The organism is Streptomyces coffeae (assembly GCF_016741875.1).
Taxonomy (GTDB): Bacteria; Actinomycetota; Actinomycetes; order Streptomycetales; family Streptomycetaceae; genus Streptomyces; species Streptomyces coffeae.
Genome location: NZ_JAERRF010000003.1, coordinates 182961 through 201182 on the forward strand (window position 1 = coordinate 182961; position 18222 = coordinate 201182).

The window sequence follows — 18222 nt, forward strand, 5'->3', positions numbered from 1 at the left end:
CGCTCCGCTACGGAATCGCCAGTTCGGCCCAGATGACCTTGCCGGACGCGGTGTACCGGGTGCCCCAGCGCTCGGCGAACTGCGCCACCAGGAACAGCCCCCGGCCGCCTTCGTCGGTGGTCGCCGCATAGCGCAGATGCGGTGAGGTGCTGCTGGTGTCGGACACCTCGCAGATCAGCTCGCGGTCGCCACGGAGCACCTGCACCCGGATCGGGCCGGTGGCATGGCGGATGGCGTTGGTGATCAGCTCGCTCAGCACCAGCTCGGCGGTGAACGCGCACTCGCCCAGGCCCCATTCCTCCAGCTGCCGCAGCACACCGGCGCGCGCCCCGGCCACCACCGCCGGATCGGAGGCCACCTCCCAGGACACCACCCGGTCCGGGCCCAGCACCCGGGTGCGGGCGGCGATGAGCGCGATGTCATCGCTGGGGGTGGTGGGCAGCATCTCGTCCAGGACGTGGGTGCAGATCTCCTCGGGCGTCCGGCCGGGGTGGGAGAGTGCGTTGCGCAGCAGCTCCAGACCGGTGTCGATCTCGCGGCGGCGGTCCTCGATCAGCCCGTCGGTGTAGAGCACCAGATGGCTGTTCTCGGGCAGTTCCAGCTCGGCGGTCTCGAACGGCAGCCCGCCCAGGCCCAGTGGGGGTCCCGCGGGCAGATCGGGGAACTCCACCGAACCGTCCGGGCTGACCACGGCGGGCGGCGGATGGCCCGCGCGCGCCATGGTGCAGCGCAGGGTCACCGGGTCGTAGATCGCGTACAGACAGGTGGCACCGATGATCGATTCGCCCGCGGCCTCCAGGCCCTCGATCCGGTCCCGGGAGCCGGGGCTCTCGTCCTGGTCGATCCGGGCGATCAGATCGTCCAGATGGGACAGGATCTCGTCCGGCGGCAGATCCAGCGTGGAGAAGTTGTGCACCGCCGTCCGCAACCGGCCCATCGTCGCCGCCGCATGCAGACCATGCCCCACCACATCCCCCACCACCAGCGCCACCCGCGCACCCGGCAGCGGAATCACATCGAACCAGTCACCCCCCACCCCCGACTCCGCCGGCAGATAGCGGAAGGCGACGTCCAGGGCGCTCTGGGCGGGCAGGGCGCGCGGCAGCAGGCTGTGCTGGAGGGTCACGGCCATGGTGTGCTCGCGGGTGTAGCGGCGGGCGTTGTCGATGCACACCGCCGCGTGGGAGGCCAGTTCCTCGGCGAGGGACACCTCTTCGTCCTCGAAGGGCTCCCGCTCCTTCAACCGCCAGAAGTTGACCATTCCCAGCAGCACGCCCCGGGCCCGCAGCGGGACGGTGACCAGCGAACGGACGCCGTACTCGACGACCTTGGCGGTCTGTTCGGGGTCCTGGGCCTGCCATCCGGTGGCCTCGGCGAGATCGGTCTCCACCACCGGCCGCCCGCTGCCATAGCCCCATGCCTGGGGGGTGGAGGCGACGAACGCGAAGTGCTTGCCGACCGAGTAGAAGGGGTGGTCGTGGCGGACGCCGTGGACCGCGGCCCGCACCATCTCCACCCCGCTCACCGGCAGCGGCTCCTCGCCCCGTAGCACCGGCTCCGCCAGGTCGACGGTGACGAAGTCGGCGAACCGCTCCACCGCCACCTGAGCCAGTTCCTCGGCGGTCCGGCTCACATCGAGGGTGGTACCGATCTCCACACTGGCGTCGAACAGCAGCTTCAGCCGCTTCTGCGCCACATCGGCGCGGCCGGAGAGAGCGCGCAGCTCGGTGGAGTCGCGCAGGGTGGCGACGCTGCCGGGCGGGCCGCCGACGCGGTCGGTGAGCCGGTTGTTCACGGCCAGCAGCCGTTCACCGGCCACCAGCACCTCGTCGGTGACCACCCGCCGGGAGACCAGCAGATCCGCGATATGCGGCTCAAGACCCAGGTCCTCGACCGGGCGCCCCTCGGGCCGGGGCGGCAGGTCCAGCAGCCGGGACGCCTCGTCGTTGGCGAGCACCAGCCTGCCGTCGGCGCCGACGATGAGCACCCCCTCGCGCACCGAGTGCAGCACCGCGTCATGGTGCTCGTACATCTGGGTCATCTCGATCGGGTCCAGCCCGCGGGTCTGCCGTCTGAGCCGTCCGGTGACCAGGGCGGTACCGCCGGTGGCGAGGGCGAGCGAGGCGACGACGGCGCCGACGAGCAGGGGCAGCTGGCGATCGACGAGACCGCTCACCTTCTTGACCAGGATCCCGGCGCTCACCAGGCCGATCACATGGTGCCGGCCGTTGAAGACCGGGACGACCGCCTGGCTCACCTCGCCACCGGGGCCGTTGACGATCTCGGTCACCCGGCCTCCTGCCAGCGCGGGCTTGATGGTGCCGACGAAGTGCTTGCCGATGAGGTGGGGCCTGGGGTGGGTGATCCGGATCCCCTTGTTGTCGGTGACCACGACGAAGTCGAGATTGGACTTCTTGCGGACGTCCTCGGCCTTCGGCTGGAGGTGCGCGGTCGGATCAGAGCCCTGCAACGCCTTGACGATCCCGGGGGAGGCGGCGAAGGACTCCGCGACGGCCAGCGAACGCCCCCTCGCCTCCTCGGTGGAGTCACGGCGCACCTGGAGCAGCAGCGCCACGGTGGCCGCGGCGCCGAGCAGCAGCACGATCACCAGTTGCAGAACCAGGACCTGACCGGCCACGCTGCGGACGCTCAGGCGCGACCGTGAGCGCCCCGCCGTCTCCGGGCGCTCACCCCGCTGACTCCGTGGCTGCCGACCGGGGAACATACGGGCAGCCCACGATCGACCCATAAACCGGGCCATACCCCTACATCTACACCGGAGACCCCTGGAAGGCGAGTTCCGCACCCGGACAGCGGCCACCACGCGCACGCTCCGTGCTGGATCAGTGACTTTCCATCACCTTCACGATCCTCGCCACGCGGGGTGCCGAGCCGAGCGGTTTGTGTAAACCTGAAGTCGGGACAATTCACCTGAATTGCCCCTCATCGGGACCATGTGGTCTTCGATGGCACCTGATGAAGGAGCCCGAAATGGCCAGTCACGCCGGTGGAGTTCAGACAGGAGCCGCCACCCCTCGCCCCGAGGTGAGCGGATGGCTCGTCTTCGCGGCGGTCATGATGATCTTCGGCGGTCTTATGACCTTGTTCCAGGGCATCGCGGCCGTCACCAATGACCAGGTCTTCGTCGCCACACAGAACTACATCTTCCAGTTCGACCTGAGCGGCTGGGGCTGGATCCATATGATCCTCGGCATCGTCCTCATCGTGACCGGCCTCGCCGTGTTCACCGGGGCGATGTGGGCACGGGTCACCGGCGTGGTGCTCGCCGGGCTCGGACTGATCGCCAACTTCCTGTGGCTGCCGTACTACCCGGTGTGGGCCATGGTGCTGCTCATCGTCGACGGCTTCGTCATCTGGGCGCTGTGCGCCGGACCGAGCCGCAGTACCGCCTGAGCGCCGCTTCGGCCGGAACCGGGAGGCACCACCCGAAGACCCCTACGACAACCCGATGACGACCAGCGCGGTGTCATCGGCGGCCGGGCCGCCGGTGACACCGAGGTCCACCAGCACGGCGTCGGCCAGCTCCGCCGGATTGAGTCCGCTGTGCCGGGCGAGGCTGGCGGTGAGCCGGCCGAGACCGACGTCGATGTCCTCGTCCCGGCGCTCGATCAGCCCGTCGGTGTAGAGGACGAGGGTGGCTCCGGTCTCGTAGCGGACCTCGGCCTGCGGTCGGGGCACCTGCTCGGTCCGGGCGCCCAACGGCGGATCGGTGGCCTCGTCCAGCAGCTCCACCCGGCCGTCGGCCCGGAGCAGCGCGGGCGGCGGATGGCCCGCGCAGCTGTAGACGACGGTGTGCGCCCGGGAGTCGATCACCACCTGTACGGCGGTCGCGGCGAGCGCCCCCTCGACGAAGCGCGCGTAGAACCCGAGCACCTCCAGGGCCCGTGCGGGTCCGTCCACCACCCGGGTCGCGGCGGAGAGCGCGCTGCGCAGCTGCCCCATCACACAGGCCGCCTCCAGCCCCTGCCCCACCACGTCCCCCACCGCGACGGCGATCCGGTCCTCCGGCAGCTCGGTCAGCTCGTACCAGTCGCCGCACACATTGAGCGAGCCCACGGCGGGGCGGTAGCGCACCGCCGCGTACGGATACTGCTCCGGTGAGCTCGTGGGCAGCATCGCCCGCTGGAGCGCGAGCGCGGTCTCCCGCTCCCGGGCGTGCGCCTGCCGCAGCCGCTCGTTCAGCTCCTGGAGCTCACGGGTCCGGGTAAAGAGGTCGGCGTTCACGTCCGCGGCCCGCGCGCTCTGGGGCGTCTGCGCCCCCTGCTCACGCCCCCGGACGAACTCGGTCACATCCTCGACCCGGTGGATGATCAGCGCGACCCGGCCCTCCCGGTCCAGTACGGGGGTGTTGATCGGGCTCCAGTACCGCTCCTCGAACCCCCCTTCCCCCGCCACCGGGATGTCGTACTTCACCATCCCCATGGTGTCCCGCTCCCCGGTGCGCAGCACCCGGCGCAGCGAGGACTCCAGCCTGCCGGTGGCGTTGTGCTCCGCGTCGTCGGGGTTGTCGGGGAAGGCGTCAAAGACGTACATCCCGACCAGTTCCTCGCGGGTGCGCTGGGTGTCCCGCAGATAGGCGTCATTGGCCGCGACGATGACCAGGTCGCGTCCCAGGACCAGCACCGGGGTCGGGATGGCCTCGAAGAGGGCCTCGTAGTCGATCTGCTGTCCCGTGGCGTGCTCCCTGCGTCGCACCCGCCCGGCCCCCTCTGCCAATGTATGCCGCTTCCGCCGCCCCGGCTCCCCGGCGGGTCCTCGCGGCCCGCGTGCGGCCGGGCGCCGGGCGGGGCACGCTGAACCCATGCTGCTGGCAGCTGTCGCCCGGACCTCCCGGCAGGTCGCGGCCACCTCCTCCCGCTCGGAGAAGACCGCCGCCCTGGCCGGGCTGTTCCGCCGCACGGAGCCGGCCGAGGCCCCGGTGGTGATCACCTATCTCTCGGGCAGGCTGCCGCAGCGGCGCACCGGAGTGGGCTGGTCCACCCTGCGGGAGCGGTACGAGCCCGCCGCCGAGCCGCGGCTCACGGTGCTGGAGGTGCACCACGCCCTGGACCGGATCGCGGCGGTCTCCGGCACCGGCGCCGCCGCGGTGCGCAAGCGTCTGGTGGGCGAGCTGATGTCCGCCGCGACCGAGGACGAGCAGCGCTTTCTGCTCGGGCTGCTGGGCGGGGAGCTGCGGCAGGGCGCGCTGGAGGCGCTGGCGGTGGAGGGGCTCGCGGCGGCGGCCGGTGCGCCGCCCGCGGAGGTGCGCCGGGCGGTGATGCTGGGCGGCTCACTCGGCGCGGTCGCCGAAGCCCTGCTGGGGCGCGGCTCCGAGGCGCTGGCCGACTTCCGGCTGGAGGTGGGGCGGCCGGTGCTGCCGATGCTCGCGCAGAGCGCCAAGGACCTCGACGAGGCCATGGACCGGCTCGGCCCCTGCGCGGTCGAGGAGAAGCTCGACGGCATCCGGGTCCAGGTGCACCGGGACGGGGACGACGTACGGATCTACACCCGCACCCTCGACGAGATCACCGAGCGGCTGCCGGAGGTGGTCGCGGCGGCGCGGGAGCTGGCGGTGCAGCGTGCGGTCCTGGACGGGGAGGTGATCTCCCTGGACGCCGAGGGGCGGCCGCGGCCGTTCCAGGAGACCTCCGCCCGGGTCGGCTCCCGGCTGGACGTGGCCGGGGCCTCGGCCGCGCTGCCGCTGTCCCCGGTCTTCTTCGATCTGCTCGCCGTGGACGACCGCGATCTGCTGGCGCTCCCGGCCCGGGAGCGCCACGGCGAACTGGCCCGGGTGACGCCCGAGCCCCGGCGGGTGCGACGGCTGGTGGCCGAGGACCCGGAGGATCCCGAAACCCGGCGCGCGGCCCGGGAGTTCGCCGCCGACGTCCTGGCCCGGGGGCATGAGGGGGTCCTGGTCAAGGGGCTGGAGTCGGCGTACGGCGCGGGCCGGCGCGGTGCCTCCTGGCTGAAGGTCAAACCGGTGCACACCCTCGATCTGGTGGTGCTGGCGGCGGAGTGGGGGCACGGCCGCCGCACCGGGAAGCTGTCCAACCTCCATCTGGGCGCGCGGCGGCCGGACGGCACGTTCGCGATGCTCGGCAAGACGTTCAAGGGGCTCACCGACGCGCTGCTGTCGTGGCAGACCGAGGCGCTGCTCGCGATCGCCGTCAGCGACGACGGCTGGGTGGTGCGGGTGCGGCCGGAGCTGGTGGTGGAGGTGGCCTTCGACGGTCTCCAGCGCTCCTCGCGCTATCCGATGGGGGTCACCCTGCGGTTCGCCCGGGTGCTGCGCTACCGGGAGGACAAACCGGCGGACCAGGCGGACACCGTCGAAACGGTGCTGGCGCTGCGGCGCGACAGCGGGAGTTGAGGGGCGCGGAAACGAAGGGCTCAGCGGCCCAGCGCCCGCGCGGCCAGCCGGTACGCGGCCAGGTCGGTCACCGAGATCATCGGCATCAGACGGCTCGCGGCCAGTCTGCTGAGGTCGCCGTGGCATGCGGTGTTCCAGTCCGCGCGGACGACCTCGCACATCGTGGTGACGCCGGAGAGCCCGGCCAGCAGGGACAGATCGACGGCGGCCTCGGGGTATCCGGCCCGCTCCAGCACACCGCCGGGCACCGCGCGCACCGGGAAGACATGGCCGGGGCGGCCCAGTTGCTCGGGGGCGGTGCGCGGATCGGCGAGGGCCTGGATGGTCTGCGAGCGGTCGAAGGCGGAGCCGCCGGTGGTGGTGGGCCCGAGGAGATCGACGGAGACGGTGAAGGCGGTCGACTGGAGTCCGGTGTTCTCCTCCACCATCTGCGGCAGTGACAGCCGGGCGGCGCGGTCGTGCGGCAGGGCCACACACACCACGCCGGAGGTATGGTCCAGCATCTGGCGCAGGGCGCCTTCATGGGTGTGCTCCGCGGCGAGCACAAGATGGCCCTCCCGCCCCCGCGACGCGTCGTCGAAGACGACCACGAAGCCGCCCTCGGCGAACGCCTCGCTCGCCTGCTCCACGGCCAGCAGACGTTCCGTCTCGACCGGTTGCTCCATCACTGCCATGGGCTGTGGCCCTCCTGTGCCCTGTTCCCTGCGGGTCGATTCCGGGGAGACGCGGGCAGCAGCGGCGCGGTGCACGGTCCGGGCTGCCCGGCCGTCCGGCGGGCGCCACCGTGCGGCACGAGGTGCCGCCGCGTACCTCCTCCCATCCGGACTGTCACCGTCGGTCCCGGAGTTCCACCGGATCGGCCGGCCGATGGGTTCGGCCGGGTCGCGGACTGTCACCGCCGGTTCGGAGTTTCACCGACCCCGGAGCACGCGAAAATCGCTGGAGAGCATTTTGGCACACCCTCATCCCCTGACGAAGTGTCAATCCTCACACGCCGTACGCTGACGATTACGCAAGATCATGTCCGTACTGGACCGTTGGGCTTCAGGGACGGGACAGCGGGACGGGCACCCCGGCCGGGCATTCCGGGGCGGGAGAGAATGTGGGCTCCCGGCTCCCGCTCCGATCGAGAGGCCCAGCGTGCAGACGACTGTCGCGGAGGACCGAGCCGCCGCACCCACCCGGAGCGCCGCCCGCCGTCTGCTATGGCTCCCCGACGGGCGCGGGCGGCGGGCGGCGGCCTGGTGCGCGGCGCTCCCGCTGGCCGTGGTGAGCGTGGTGGTGGGCTGCCGGTCCGCCGACGCCGACGGCATCACCCCGATCCCCCAACTGCTGGCCTTCCTGCCCTGGCTGCTGGTCCCGGTCGCGCTCGGACTGCTGCTCAGCGTGGTCGCGCGCTGGCCGCTGGGGTGCGGCTGGGCACTGGCCGCGGCCGCGGTCACCGGCTGGTTCGTCCAGCCCTACGACAGCGGGCCCGCCCCCGCGCCGCGCGGCCCGGTGATCGCCCAACTGCGGGTGCTGACCGCCAACCTGGAGTTCGGCGGGGCCACCGACGGACTGCTGAGCGCGCTGCGCCGGGAGCGGCCGGATGTGGTGTCCGTGCAGGAGTGCGATGTGCGCTGTGCGGACGCGCTCGGCTCGGCGGCCGTCCGTGAGGCGTATCCGTACCGGAACATCATCACCGGCAGGCCCGCCGAGGGCTCGGCGATCCTCAGCAGGTTCCCCCTGACGCACGAACGCGGGCTGCGCGGTGAGCTGGCCATGCCCGGGTCGGTGGCGCGGATCGCGGGCGAACGGCTGCATGTGCAGGTCGCGCATCCGATGCCGCCGATGCCGGGGCAGCTGGACATCTGGCGCACCGAGCTGGGCCGGCTGCGCGGGTACGCCGCAGGCCGGAGCCCCGAACCCACCCTGATCGCCGGGGACTTCAACGCCTCCCAGGACCACGCCGCCTTCCGGGCCATCCTCGACACCGGGATGCGGGACAGCGCACGGGACGCGGGTCTGTCACGCACACCCAGCTGGCCGAGCGACACCACCCCGGTGCTGGGCACACAGATCGACCACGTCCTGGTCAGCAACGCGCTGCGGCCGCGTACGGCCCGCTTCCTGGATCTGCCCGACACCGACCACCGGGCCCTGCTGGTCGAGCTGGATCTGCACCGCGTCACGGCGTAGGGTCCCGGCCGCCCTCAACTCTCGCTCGGGTCGTAGGAGTTGGCCAGCTCGAACGGATCGGGCTCCAGACCCGCCGTCGGCCAGCGCTGCTCGCTCCGCCACCGCTCGTTCTCCAGCGCCAGCGCGTTCCACAGCTGGTTGAGCGGATGGGAGGCGTCGTAGTGGGCCCGTTCCCCGCGCCGGGTGAAGGCGCCGAGCAGCACCTCGAGCCGGGGCCCGGTGTCATTGACCAGCTCCACGGCGCGCAACTCCCGCCCCTGGGCGATCCGCGGATCGCCCGCCGCGTCCGCGACCCCCGTGGTGACCAGCATGCAGCCGCGCAGCAGCCCCGAACGCAGCAGCTCGAAGCCGTAGTTGACGGTGTCGATCTCGGCGGCGATCCGCAGCTTGCCGCGGTAGTCGGCGCCGAACCAGGTGTGCAGCACCCCGTTCATCAGCCCGCTCGCGGAGATCACCAGGGGGAGGGTGCGCAGCGCCTCCGCCTCGATCGTCGGACCGGGCAGCTCCGCCTCGGGCAGATTGGTCAGCAGCGAAACACCGTTGCGGCGCCACTCCATCACATCGAAGGCGTCGAGTTCATGGTCGCCGTCCGGCCTGGTCACCACACTGCCGCAGACCAGATCCACCTCCTTGGCGCGCAGTTTGGCCAGCACGTCGCGGGTGCGGACATGGCCGACCTTGAGCTCGATACCGCGCTGCCGGAACTCCTCCGCCACCCGCTCCCCGGCGCCCGCCAGATAGCCGAGCGTGAAGCGGGTGGTGCCCACCATCAGCGTTCTGCCGAGCCGCCGGCGCGACTCGTGGATGCCCTCCAGCCAGTCGTCCAGCGTGCCGCGCGCCAGTTCCACGAGGGTTTCCCCGGTGCCGGTGAACAGCACGTCCTTGCCGCGCCCCTGCTTGAGCACCAGCGGTTCGCCGCACAGCTCACGGAAGTTGCGGTTCATGGTGTCGAGCTGCTTCTGCACACTCGACTGCTCCCGCCCCAGAACCCGGGCCGCGCCCAGGGCCGTTCCGGTCTCGTAGACCACGATCAGTGTGCGGAGCTGGTCCATAGTGGTGTCCATCAACGCGAGCGGGCTCTGGAGAAGCCTGCTCCGTCCGGTGGCCGACGGAGATCCGACCGGCCCGGATCTAGCCATGTATCCCTCTCGCTTTCCAAGTCTGCCCGTTTTATGGACCCATGAGTTTAGCGCCGCCCCAACTGATCGACAGGTCAATAAAAATCATCCGGAGATGATTTCGGATAAGGGTGGATTTACTGTCCCCGCGAATGACAGGCTACTGCCGCCTCCATCGGACAACTTCGCACTCCGGAGCGACGCCCGGTCCGGCCGGTAAGGCCGCATATTCACCAGATCAGCACAAGGAAAAAGAATGAAGGAAATGCGCCCATTTCTCCTCGCCACCGGCCTTGCGGTGACAGCGGCACTCCTGACGGGGTGTTCCGACGACAGCGAGGAGAAACACAAGGTGACATACGCGGCGACCGGCTCACAACCGTTCGAAGTGGAGTACGACAAGCCGGGGACGCAGAACTTCGAGGACAGTGTGAAGAAGGAGTTCGACCCCAAGGAGCTCGGCCCGGCGCACGGTAAGTGGACCAAGACCGTGGAGGTGACCGAGCTCGACGGTCTCAGCCTTACGGTGAGCGGCGAATCCACGGTGACGTGCACGATCTCGGTCGACGGCAAAGTGAAGCAGAAGGCGACGTCGAAGGGTGCCGGAGACACCGTCTGGTGCAACGCGGACGGTTCCGGAATCAACAAGTGATCACTAAGGGATCGCCAAATAGGAAGTGAATCTTCCGGTTTTCCTCGGAACCGCGCGGTGACCCCGGGCGACAGGAACGACCCCTGGTGCCATGGGCACCAGGGGTCGTTCACCGCGCGCCGCGCGGAAGCGGCGGCTGCGGTCAGACGCCGATGTTCCCGCCGTCGCGCCGCCATACGCTGATCACCGACGGACGGACCAGCTTGCCCGGTCCGTCCGGCCAGGTGGACTTGGGGTTCTCCACACTTGCCCCGTCCATCTCACCCGGGTGCTGCACGGCCACCAGCACCCGCCGGTCCTGGACGATCGGACCGCAGGTCTCGGCACCGTTCGGCACGGTCAGGAACTGCTTGACCTCACCGCGGCGGCTGCCCGCGGTGGCCACCCCGAACAGTCCGTCGTGGTTGCCCAGGGCGTTGCCGTCCGTCGAGATCCACAGGTTGCCGTAGGAGTCGAAGGTCAGGTTGTCCGGGCAGGAGATCGGGCTGACCTGGTCCTTCGGGAAGCCGCCGAAGTAGGTGGCCGGGTCCGCCGGGTCACCGCAGACCAGGAACAGCCGCCAGCTGAAGCGCTGGGAGGCCGGGTCGTCGTGGTGCTCGGTCAGCTCAAGGATCTGGCCGTGCTTGTTGCTCTTGCGCGGGTTCGCCTCGTCGACGGGCGGCTTGCCGTCCTTGCCCCGGTCGCTGTTGTTCGTCAGCGCGATGTACACCCGGCCGGTGCGCGGGCTCGGCTCGACGTCCTCGGGGCGGTCCATCTTCGTCGCGCCCGCCTTGTCGGCGGCGATCCGCGTGAAGACGTACACCTCCTCGGCGGTCATGCCCTCGACGTAGGAGGTGTTGCCGCTCGCCAGCGGGATCCAGCGGCCACTGCCGTCGAACTCCCCGTCCTCCGGGAGCTTCCCGCTGCCGTCGATCTCGGAGGCCGGGCTGTCGCCGGTGAACTTGGCGACGTACAGCGTGCCCTCGTCCAGCAGGGTGCGGTTGTGCTCGCGCGCGGCCCGGCTGGTGCCCTTCATCATGCGCTTGGACGAGACGAACTTGTAGAAGTAGTCGAACTTCTCGTCGTCGCCCATGTAGAGGACCGGGCGGCCGTCCTCGGTCAGCCGGGGCTCGGCGGCCTCGTGCTTGAAGCGGCCCAGCGCGGTCAGCTTGCGCGGGGTGGAGTCCGGGTCGAACGGGTCGATCTCGATGACCCAGCCGAAGCGGTTGGACTCGTTGGGCTCCTGCGCCACGTCGAAGCGCTTGTCGAAACGCTCCCACTTGCGCTCGGAAGCGGCCCCGGTGAGGCCGTAGCGCTTGAGGCGCGCGGCCGTCGTCGGATCGGTCACCGAGCCGCCGTTGGCGAAGTACTGGTTGAAGTTCTCCTCACCCGACAGCACCGTGCCCCACGGGGTGATACCGCCGCCGCAGTTGTTCAGCGTGCCCAGGATCCGCTTGCCGGTCGGGTCGGCCGAGGTGCGCAGCAGCTTGCTGCCCGCCGCCGGGCCGGTGACCTCGAACGGCGTGGTGCCGGTGATCCGGCGGTTGAGGCGGTGGCGGGTCACCGCGGTCAGCTTGCCGAGCTTGCTGTCCTCCTGCGCCACCACCACGGACAGCCCGTGTGCGGCCCAGCCGATCTCGGCCTGCTCGCGGGTGGGGTTGTTCGCGTCGTACCCCGCGAACATCAGCACCTCGTCGGTGTACTCGTGGTTGACCACGAGCAGCTGCCGGTCCCCCTCGTACGGAAGGTCGAGGACGGCCATGTAGTCGTTGTTGTAACCGAACTGCCCCGCCTGCGCCTTGGCCGACTGGTTGTCCGCGTCGAAGGCGGGCGCACCGCGCAGAATCGGGTCGCCCCAGCGGATGACGATATTCTGGTCATGGCCCTCGGTGACGACCACCGTGTCCTTGGTGTTCGGCGCGACGGGCGTGAAGCGCAGACCTCGTGCCGCCCGGCCCTTGTCCGCCGCGGCGGCCGTCGGCGCGGCGGCGCCCTCGGCGGCCGACGCCTGCGGCGCCCGGCCGAACGCCGTGGCCCCGGTCGCGGCGGCCACGGTCACCACGGCGCTCGCCCGCAGCAGCGAACGGCGCGACGCGGAACGGGCGATGACGTCGCCCACGTACTCGTTGTCACTCGTGTTGGGCACCTCGTGGAAACAGGCGTCACCACAGCGGTACCGGCAGGTCAGCGCCGAACGACCGCCCGGATGCGCGCTGATGAGCGGCAGCAGCTTGCGCACGTCTTCCCCTCCGTAAGGGTGTCACGTAAGGCTTCTGGGGACCCGCTCGCGCGGCCCGCACCGACATGGCGTCGGAATCCTCATTCGGTGCGAAGCTATGGGCGTCGAACCTCCGTGCGGCGTCTGGATCATGAACCATGCGTGAACGACGGGCGACCGGAATCGGCGGAAGAGGGCGGCCGAGCGGCCCGCTAGCCTTTCGGCACCACGGTCATGCACCGCCATGCACCGCACACGATCACGTGAGAGGTATCTCCCATGGGCATACGGGACCTACTGCGCAAAGTTTTCGGACGCTCCCGGGCCACGACGGCGGACGACTCCGCCACGCCGGAGGCCGCAGTTGTCGCGGACCCCCAGCCCGGGGAAACGGGGGCCGTCACGGCTGAGGCCGCCGAGACCGCATCCACCGCCGAGGCAGTGGATGCGGCCGTAGCGGTGGAGGAGCCCGAGTCCGCGCCCGAGCCTGAGTCCGCGCCCGAGCCCGAGCCCGAGTCCGCGCCCAGGCCCCCGGCCCCGCGGTCCGCCAACGACGACACCCCGCCGGACCCGGCCCTGGCCGAACCCCTGAAGACGCTGGACGAAATCCTCGGCTCGCCCGCCCCCGAGGCAAAGGCGGACATCTCGGCAGCAGAGGCCCCTGCCGAGGCGTCGGCCGACGACGCGTCCGCCGCCCACACGGCGGAAGAACCGGAAGCCGCCGAGGAGCCCGCCGAGACCGCCACGGAGGCGGAGGCGGAGACGGCAACGAAGCCCGAGCCCGCCAAGGCACAGGCCGACGAGACCCCGGCCCCGGCAGCCGAGCCCCAGGCCGACATCGCCGCCAAGGCCGAGACCGAGGACAACGCCGCCGCGACGGCCAACGAAGCGACGACCACCGAGGCGCCCACCCCGGCAGCTGCGGCCGCCGAGCACGACCCCACCGCCCGCGAGCCCAAGGCCGCCGTCGAGGCCGAGGCGGAGGACGCCCCGGAAGCCACGGCCGACGACGCGTCGGCTGAGGCGAAGCCGGAGGCCATGGCGGAGCCCGAGCCCGCCAAGGCAGAGGCCGACGAGACCCCCGCCCCGACGGCCGAGCCCCAGGCCGACATCGCCGTCAAGGCCGAGACCGAGGAGGACGCCGCCGCCAAGGCCAACGAGGCGACGGCCGTCGAAGCACCCGCCCCGGCGGCGGAGGCTGCCGAGAACGACACCGCCGCCGCTGAGCCCAAGGCCGCCGTGGAGGCCGAGGCGGAAGCAGACGCGGAGCCCGCCAAGGCAGAGGCAGAGGCAGAGGACGACGCCCCGGAAGCCATGGCCGACGACGCCGCGGACGAACCGACGCCGAAGGCTGACGAAGCCGAGGCCACCGCCGAGACCGAGCCCGCCAAGGCGCAGGCAGACGAGACCCCCGCCCCGACGGCCGACGAGGCTCCCGCCCCCGCGGCGGAGACGAAGGCCGAGGCCAAGGCCGCCAAGGCGACGGCGGACACCTCGGCCGTGGGGGCCGCTGAGGTTCAGGAGAAGGCTCCCGCACTGGTCGGGTTGTACACCGCTGCCGCGGAGGCGATCGAGAAGCAGGGGATGACCGGTACGCGCGCCGTCGTCTATCTCGTTCTCGACCGGTCCGGGTCGATGCGGAACTACTACAAGGACGGCACCGTCCAGCACCTCGCCGACCAGGCCGTGGCCCTCGCCACCCACCTCGGCAGCGGCACCGGCACCGTCCCCGTCGTCTTCTTCTCCACCGACATCGACGGCACCGCCGAGATCGACCTCGCCAACCACTCCGGCCGCGTCGCGGAGTTGCACGGGGCGCTCGGCCACATGGGGCGGACGAACTACCACACGGCGATCGACGCGGTCATCGACCACTACAAGGAGTCCGGCACCACCGACCCCGCACTGGTGATCTTCCAGACCGACGGTGCGCCCACCGGGAAGCCCGCCGCGGAGAAGGCGCTGTGCGCGGCGGCCAGGCTGCCGTTGTTCTGGCAGTTCATCGCGTTCGGCGACCCGGAGGCCAAGGGCTTCGACTTCCTCCGCAAGCTGGACACCTCCCCCGCGCTCGCCGTACCGGAGAAGCGCGCCGTGGACAACACGGGCTTCTTCCACGCCGGGCTGGACCCCCGCGCGGTGGCGGACGCGGAGGTGTTCCAGCAGCTGGTCGGGAAGTTCCCGGGCTGGCTGGAGGAGGCGCGGACGGCCGGCGCCGTCAAGGGCTGACACCGTCAAGGGCTGACGGCACCAGGGGGCCATCCGCGGCGGGGAAATACCCGCGCGGGTGGCCCCCTGCGCTCGGATACGATATGGGCAGCTCACATCAGGAAAAAGTCACCCACAGTATCGACTCGGGAGCAGCCTGCAATGGCTCGACACCTCATCACCAGCGCCCTTCCCTACATCAACGGGATCAAGCACCTGGGCAACATGGTGGGGTCCATGCTCCCGGCCGATGTCTACTCCCGCTATATGCGCCAGCGCGGCCATGACGTGCTCTACATCTGTGCGACCGATGAGCACGGCACCCCGGCCGAGCTGGCCGCCAAGGAGGCGGGGCTGCCGGTGGACGAGTTCTGCGCCCAGCAGCATGACGCGCAGAAGGCGATCTACGACGGCTTCGGGCTCGCGTTCGACTACTTCGGCCGCAGCTCCTCCGAGCAGAACGTGCAGATCACCCAGACCATCGCCCGCGAGCTGAAGGCGAACGGCTTCATCGAGGAGCGCTCGATCCGTCAGGTGTACTCCAACGCCGACGGCCGCTTCCTCCCCGACCGCTATATCGAGGGCACCTGTCCGCACTGCGGCTACGACAAGGCCCGCGGCGACCAGTGCGAGAACTGCACCCGGGTACTGGACCCTACCGATCTGATCGACGCGCGCTCGGCGATCAGCGGCAGCAGCGATCTCGAGGTGCGGGAGACCAAGCATCTGTTCCTGCTCCAGTCCAAGCTGGCCGAGGAGGTCGGCGCCTGGGTCGAGAAGCACGGCAAGGACTGGCCGACGCTGGCGTCGTCGATCGCCCGCAAGTGGCTGACCGAGGGGCTCCAGGACCGGGCGATCACCCGTGACCTGGACTGGGGCGTACCGGTCCCGGCCGACACCTGGCCGGACCTGGCGGCCGAGGGCAAGGTCTTCTACGTCTGGTTCGACGCCCCGATCGAGTACATCGGCGCCACCAAGGAGTGGGCAGACGCCGCGCGAGACACAGACCCGGCGCACCGCGACTGGAAGTCGTGGTGGTACGACGTGGACGAGACGGTCCGCTACACCGAGTTCATGGCGAAGGACAACGTCCCGTTCCACACGGTGATGTTCCCGGCGACGCTCCTGGGCACCCGGGACGTCTGGAAGAAGGTCGACTACGTCAAGGCGTTCAACTGGCTGACGTACTACGGCGGCAAGTTCTCCACCTCGCAGAAGCGCGGTGTGTTCACCGACGCGGCGCTGGAGCTGCTGCCCGCCGACTACTGGCGCTACTTCCTGATCGCCAACGCCCCGGAGTCCGACGACACCTCGTTCACCTGGGAGCACTTCTCGGCCACGGTCAACAAGGACCTGGCCGACACCCTGGGCAACTTCGTCAACCGGGTGCTGTCCTTCTCCCGCAAGCGGTTCGGCGACGAGGTCCCGGCGGGCAAGCCCGCCGGTGCGGCCGAGGAGCGGCTCGGTGAGGAGATCGCGCGGCTGCTCGCGGAGTACGAGGAGCACATGGACGCGCTCCAGTTCCGCAAGGCGGCGGCGGCGCTGCGCGCCCTGTGGAGCGCGGGCAACTCCTATCTGGAGGAGAAGGCCCCCTGGCTGGAGATCAAGACCGACCAGGAGGCGGCGGCTCTCACCCTGCGCACCGCGATGAACCTGATCCACCTCTACGCGATCGTCTCGGAGCCGTTCATCCCGGCGTCCGCGCGGGCCATGCGGTCGGCGTTCGCGCTGACGGACGACACCGCGCCGTGGGTGAGCCAGGAGGAGGCCAGGGCACTGGCATCGGTCCCGGCGGGCACCGCCTTCACCGTGCCGCCGGTGCTCTTCGCGAAGATCACCGAGGATGACCTGGAGTCCTACCGGGAGCGGTTCGGCGGCGTGGAGGAGCCGACGGCGTAATCCCCCGGCGGCGAGCCCCGGCGGGGGCGCGCGGGCCCGTTGAGCGCCCGGCAACCGTTCGTTTAGTCCTGCCGATGACCCTGTGAGTCCACACCACGGGGAAATCGAGGAAAACAGTGCCGGACGCACGGGTCACGGTGACGGTCCACGGTCCCGACCCGCTCTCGCGGGCGGGGGTCGTCCGCCATCTCCAGCATCAGCCCACCGTCGAGCTGATCGCCGGCGAGGAGTCCCCCGCCACCGTGGCCGTCATGCTCGCCGAGCGGCTCGACGACGCGGCCGGGGCCGAGCTGCGCCGACTGGTGCGCGGCGGTGCGCAGCGGGTGGTGCTGGTCGCGGGCGAGCTGCCGGAGACCGAGCTGATGGCGGTGATGGAGTACGGCGTGCGGGCGGTGCTGTGGCAGCACCGCACCACGCCCGGGCGGCTGTTGCGCGCGGTGCTCCGGGCGGCGCGTACGCAGGAGCGGGGCGAGCCGTGCGGGGTGGACCGGCGGCTGTCCGAGCCCGGTATCCACAGCTGAGCGGCCTTGCTGAAGTCCGGTGCGGTTCGGATGCGCCCCGCAGGGGCGCGGGGCTATGTCGATGTGCGGCTCCGCCGCGTGGGCGCGATCAGCCACGACGCAGCCGCAGACGCATGACGGCACCTCGCGGCACTTCCCGCGGCGCACTCAGCGCCCTCAGCGGGCGAGGGACGCGGAGTCGCCCATCACCACCACCGGGTGGCGTTGCGGGTCCAGCGTCAGCAGCAGGTTCTTCATGTTCTTCCGGGAGAGGCTGATACAGCCCTGGGTGGGCCCGCCGTGGTCCACGTGCAACCAGATGCCACCACCCCGGTTCCAGCCCATCGGGCGCGCCGTGTGCAGGGGTGAGGTGCCCGCCCGCCGGTTGTAGTTGATGGCCACCACATAGCCGAAGGACCCGGACAGCGGCTCGCCCTCGGAGCCGGAGCCATGGATGGTGAAGCCCGGCCGGGTGTGGTCGTAGGGGAGCAGGGTGCCGGGGTCCTTGCGCCGCCCGCCCGAGTCGGTGAGGCCGAAGACACCGATCGGGGAGCGCAGATCGCCCTGGTGGTGACGGTCCGTCCAGCCGCGCAGCCCGTTGTGGGCCATCCAGGAGGCTCCGGCCCGCCAGACCGCGCCCGCGTCGCCCGTACCGCGGCTGGTGCCGTGGCTCTCCTCGTCCGCCTCCACCCGCTCGTAGAGCACCGCGGTGGAGGTGGAGGAGTTCCGGCCGGTGCCGGTGACGATCACGACCTGGTCGGAGTCGTCCGGCAGTTCGGCCCGGGTCCGCGGCCCGAGTCCGGGCAGCTCGCGGCTCAGCTCGGGTGCGGGGTCGGGACGGGCCGCCTGGCGGACCGGGCCGCCCCGCCCGGGGTGGTGCGCGTTCGCGGGCTCAAGGGCCGCCCCACGTCCGGACGGCGCGCCGTCCGTGAACGAGTCCGGTGCGCCGGGGCGGCCGGGGGATGCTTTGTGGCTGCCGTCCGCCTCGCATCCGGTCAGCGACAACGCCGACAGGAGGAGGGCGGCGGCGGTCAGCGCGCCCGCGGCCCTCCGTCCGGTCCGCGTCCGTACCCTCACAGATTTCTTCACACTCGAAGAACCGG

The 18222-nt window shown here is 71.0% G+C and carries 13 protein-coding genes and 1 riboswitch; of the genes, 7 read left to right on the forward strand and 6 right to left on the reverse strand.

All coding sequences use genetic code 11. From position 1 onward, the window contains the following. Window positions 1-7 precede the first annotated feature (7 nt). Window positions 8-2761, reverse strand: a complete 2754-nt coding sequence (locus tag JK363_RS05525) for a SpoIIE family protein phosphatase (RefSeq protein ID WP_372444715.1) — start codon at window positions 2759-2761, stop codon at window positions 8-10. A 230-nt stretch (window positions 2762-2991) separates the two neighbouring features. Here JK363_RS05525 and JK363_RS05530 point away from each other — a divergent pair, with 230 nt between their 5' ends. After that, window positions 2992-3414, forward strand: a complete 423-nt coding sequence (locus JK363_RS05530) for a DUF7144 family membrane protein (RefSeq protein WP_201872008.1) — start codon at window positions 2992-2994, stop codon at window positions 3412-3414. Between the two features lie 42 nt (window positions 3415-3456). Here JK363_RS05530 and JK363_RS05535 read toward each other — a convergent pair whose 3' ends face one another. Beyond that, window positions 3457-4716, reverse strand: coding sequence for a PP2C family protein-serine/threonine phosphatase (locus JK363_RS05535; protein WP_307821620.1), 1260 nt, complete (start codon window positions 4714-4716; stop codon window positions 3457-3459). A 106-nt stretch (window positions 4717-4822) separates the two neighbouring features. Here JK363_RS05535 and JK363_RS05540 point away from each other — a divergent pair, with 106 nt between their 5' ends. Then, window positions 4823-6370 (forward strand): ATP-dependent DNA ligase, encoded by a 1548-nt coding sequence (locus JK363_RS05540; RefSeq protein ID WP_201872012.1) that lies wholly within the window; start codon window positions 4823-4825, stop codon window positions 6368-6370. Between the two features lie 20 nt (window positions 6371-6390). On the opposite strand, the gene JK363_RS05545 is transcribed toward JK363_RS05540, so the two are convergent. Then, window positions 6391-7044, reverse strand: coding sequence for a 3,4-dihydroxy-2-butanone-4-phosphate synthase (locus JK363_RS05545; protein WP_215910546.1), 654 nt, complete (start codon window positions 7042-7044; stop codon window positions 6391-6393). A 128-nt stretch (window positions 7045-7172) separates the two neighbouring features. After that, a riboswitch (FMN riboswitch) is annotated at window positions 7173-7303 on the reverse strand. Window positions 7304-7510: 207 nt separating this feature from the next. Between JK363_RS05545 and JK363_RS05550 the strand changes: the two genes are divergently transcribed. Next, a complete protein-coding gene (locus JK363_RS05550) occupies window positions 7511-8548 on the forward strand; it encodes an endonuclease/exonuclease/phosphatase family protein (RefSeq protein ID WP_201872014.1) in 1038 nt (345 codons plus the stop codon). A 14-nt stretch (window positions 8549-8562) separates the two neighbouring features. Here the strand turns inward: JK363_RS05550 and JK363_RS05555 are convergent, their stop codons facing one another. After that, window positions 8563-9612 carry a LysR family transcriptional regulator gene (locus JK363_RS05555; protein WP_236075582.1) on the reverse strand — a complete coding sequence of 350 codons (1050 nt, stop codon included), beginning with the start codon at window positions 9610-9612 and terminating at the stop codon, window positions 8563-8565. A gap of 310 nt (window positions 9613-9922) precedes the next feature. Between JK363_RS05555 and JK363_RS05560 the strand changes: the two genes are divergently transcribed. Next, a complete protein-coding gene (locus JK363_RS05560) occupies window positions 9923-10318 on the forward strand; it encodes a hypothetical protein (protein ID WP_201872016.1) in 396 nt (131 codons plus the stop codon). Between the two features lie 142 nt (window positions 10319-10460). Here JK363_RS05560 and JK363_RS05565 read toward each other — a convergent pair whose 3' ends face one another. After that, window positions 10461-12536 (reverse strand): PhoX family protein, encoded by a 2076-nt coding sequence (locus JK363_RS05565; RefSeq protein ID WP_201872018.1) that lies wholly within the window; start codon window positions 12534-12536, stop codon window positions 10461-10463. Between the two features lie 258 nt (window positions 12537-12794). Here JK363_RS05565 and JK363_RS05570 point away from each other — a divergent pair, with 258 nt between their 5' ends. The 3 genes from JK363_RS05570 to JK363_RS05580 all read left to right on the forward strand — a co-directional run bounded on the left by JK363_RS05570 (window position 12795) and on the right by JK363_RS05580 (window position 17140). Beyond that, window positions 12795-14741, forward strand: coding sequence for a VWA domain-containing protein (locus JK363_RS05570; RefSeq protein WP_201872019.1), 1947 nt, complete (start codon window positions 12795-12797; stop codon window positions 14739-14741). Window positions 14742-14882: 141 nt separating this feature from the next. After that, entirely contained in the window at window positions 14883-16619 is a 1737-nt protein-coding gene (metG, locus tag JK363_RS05575; RefSeq protein ID WP_201872020.1) for a methionine--tRNA ligase, read from the forward strand. A 116-nt stretch (window positions 16620-16735) separates the two neighbouring features. Next, entirely contained in the window at window positions 16736-17140 is a 405-nt protein-coding gene (locus JK363_RS05580; RefSeq protein WP_201872021.1) for a DNA-binding response regulator, read from the forward strand. A gap of 156 nt (window positions 17141-17296) precedes the next feature. Here JK363_RS05580 and JK363_RS05585 read toward each other — a convergent pair whose 3' ends face one another. Continuing rightward, a complete protein-coding gene (locus JK363_RS05585) occupies window positions 17297-18196 on the reverse strand; it encodes a hypothetical protein (protein ID WP_307821621.1) in 900 nt (299 codons plus the stop codon). Window positions 18197-18222 lie beyond the last annotated feature (26 nt).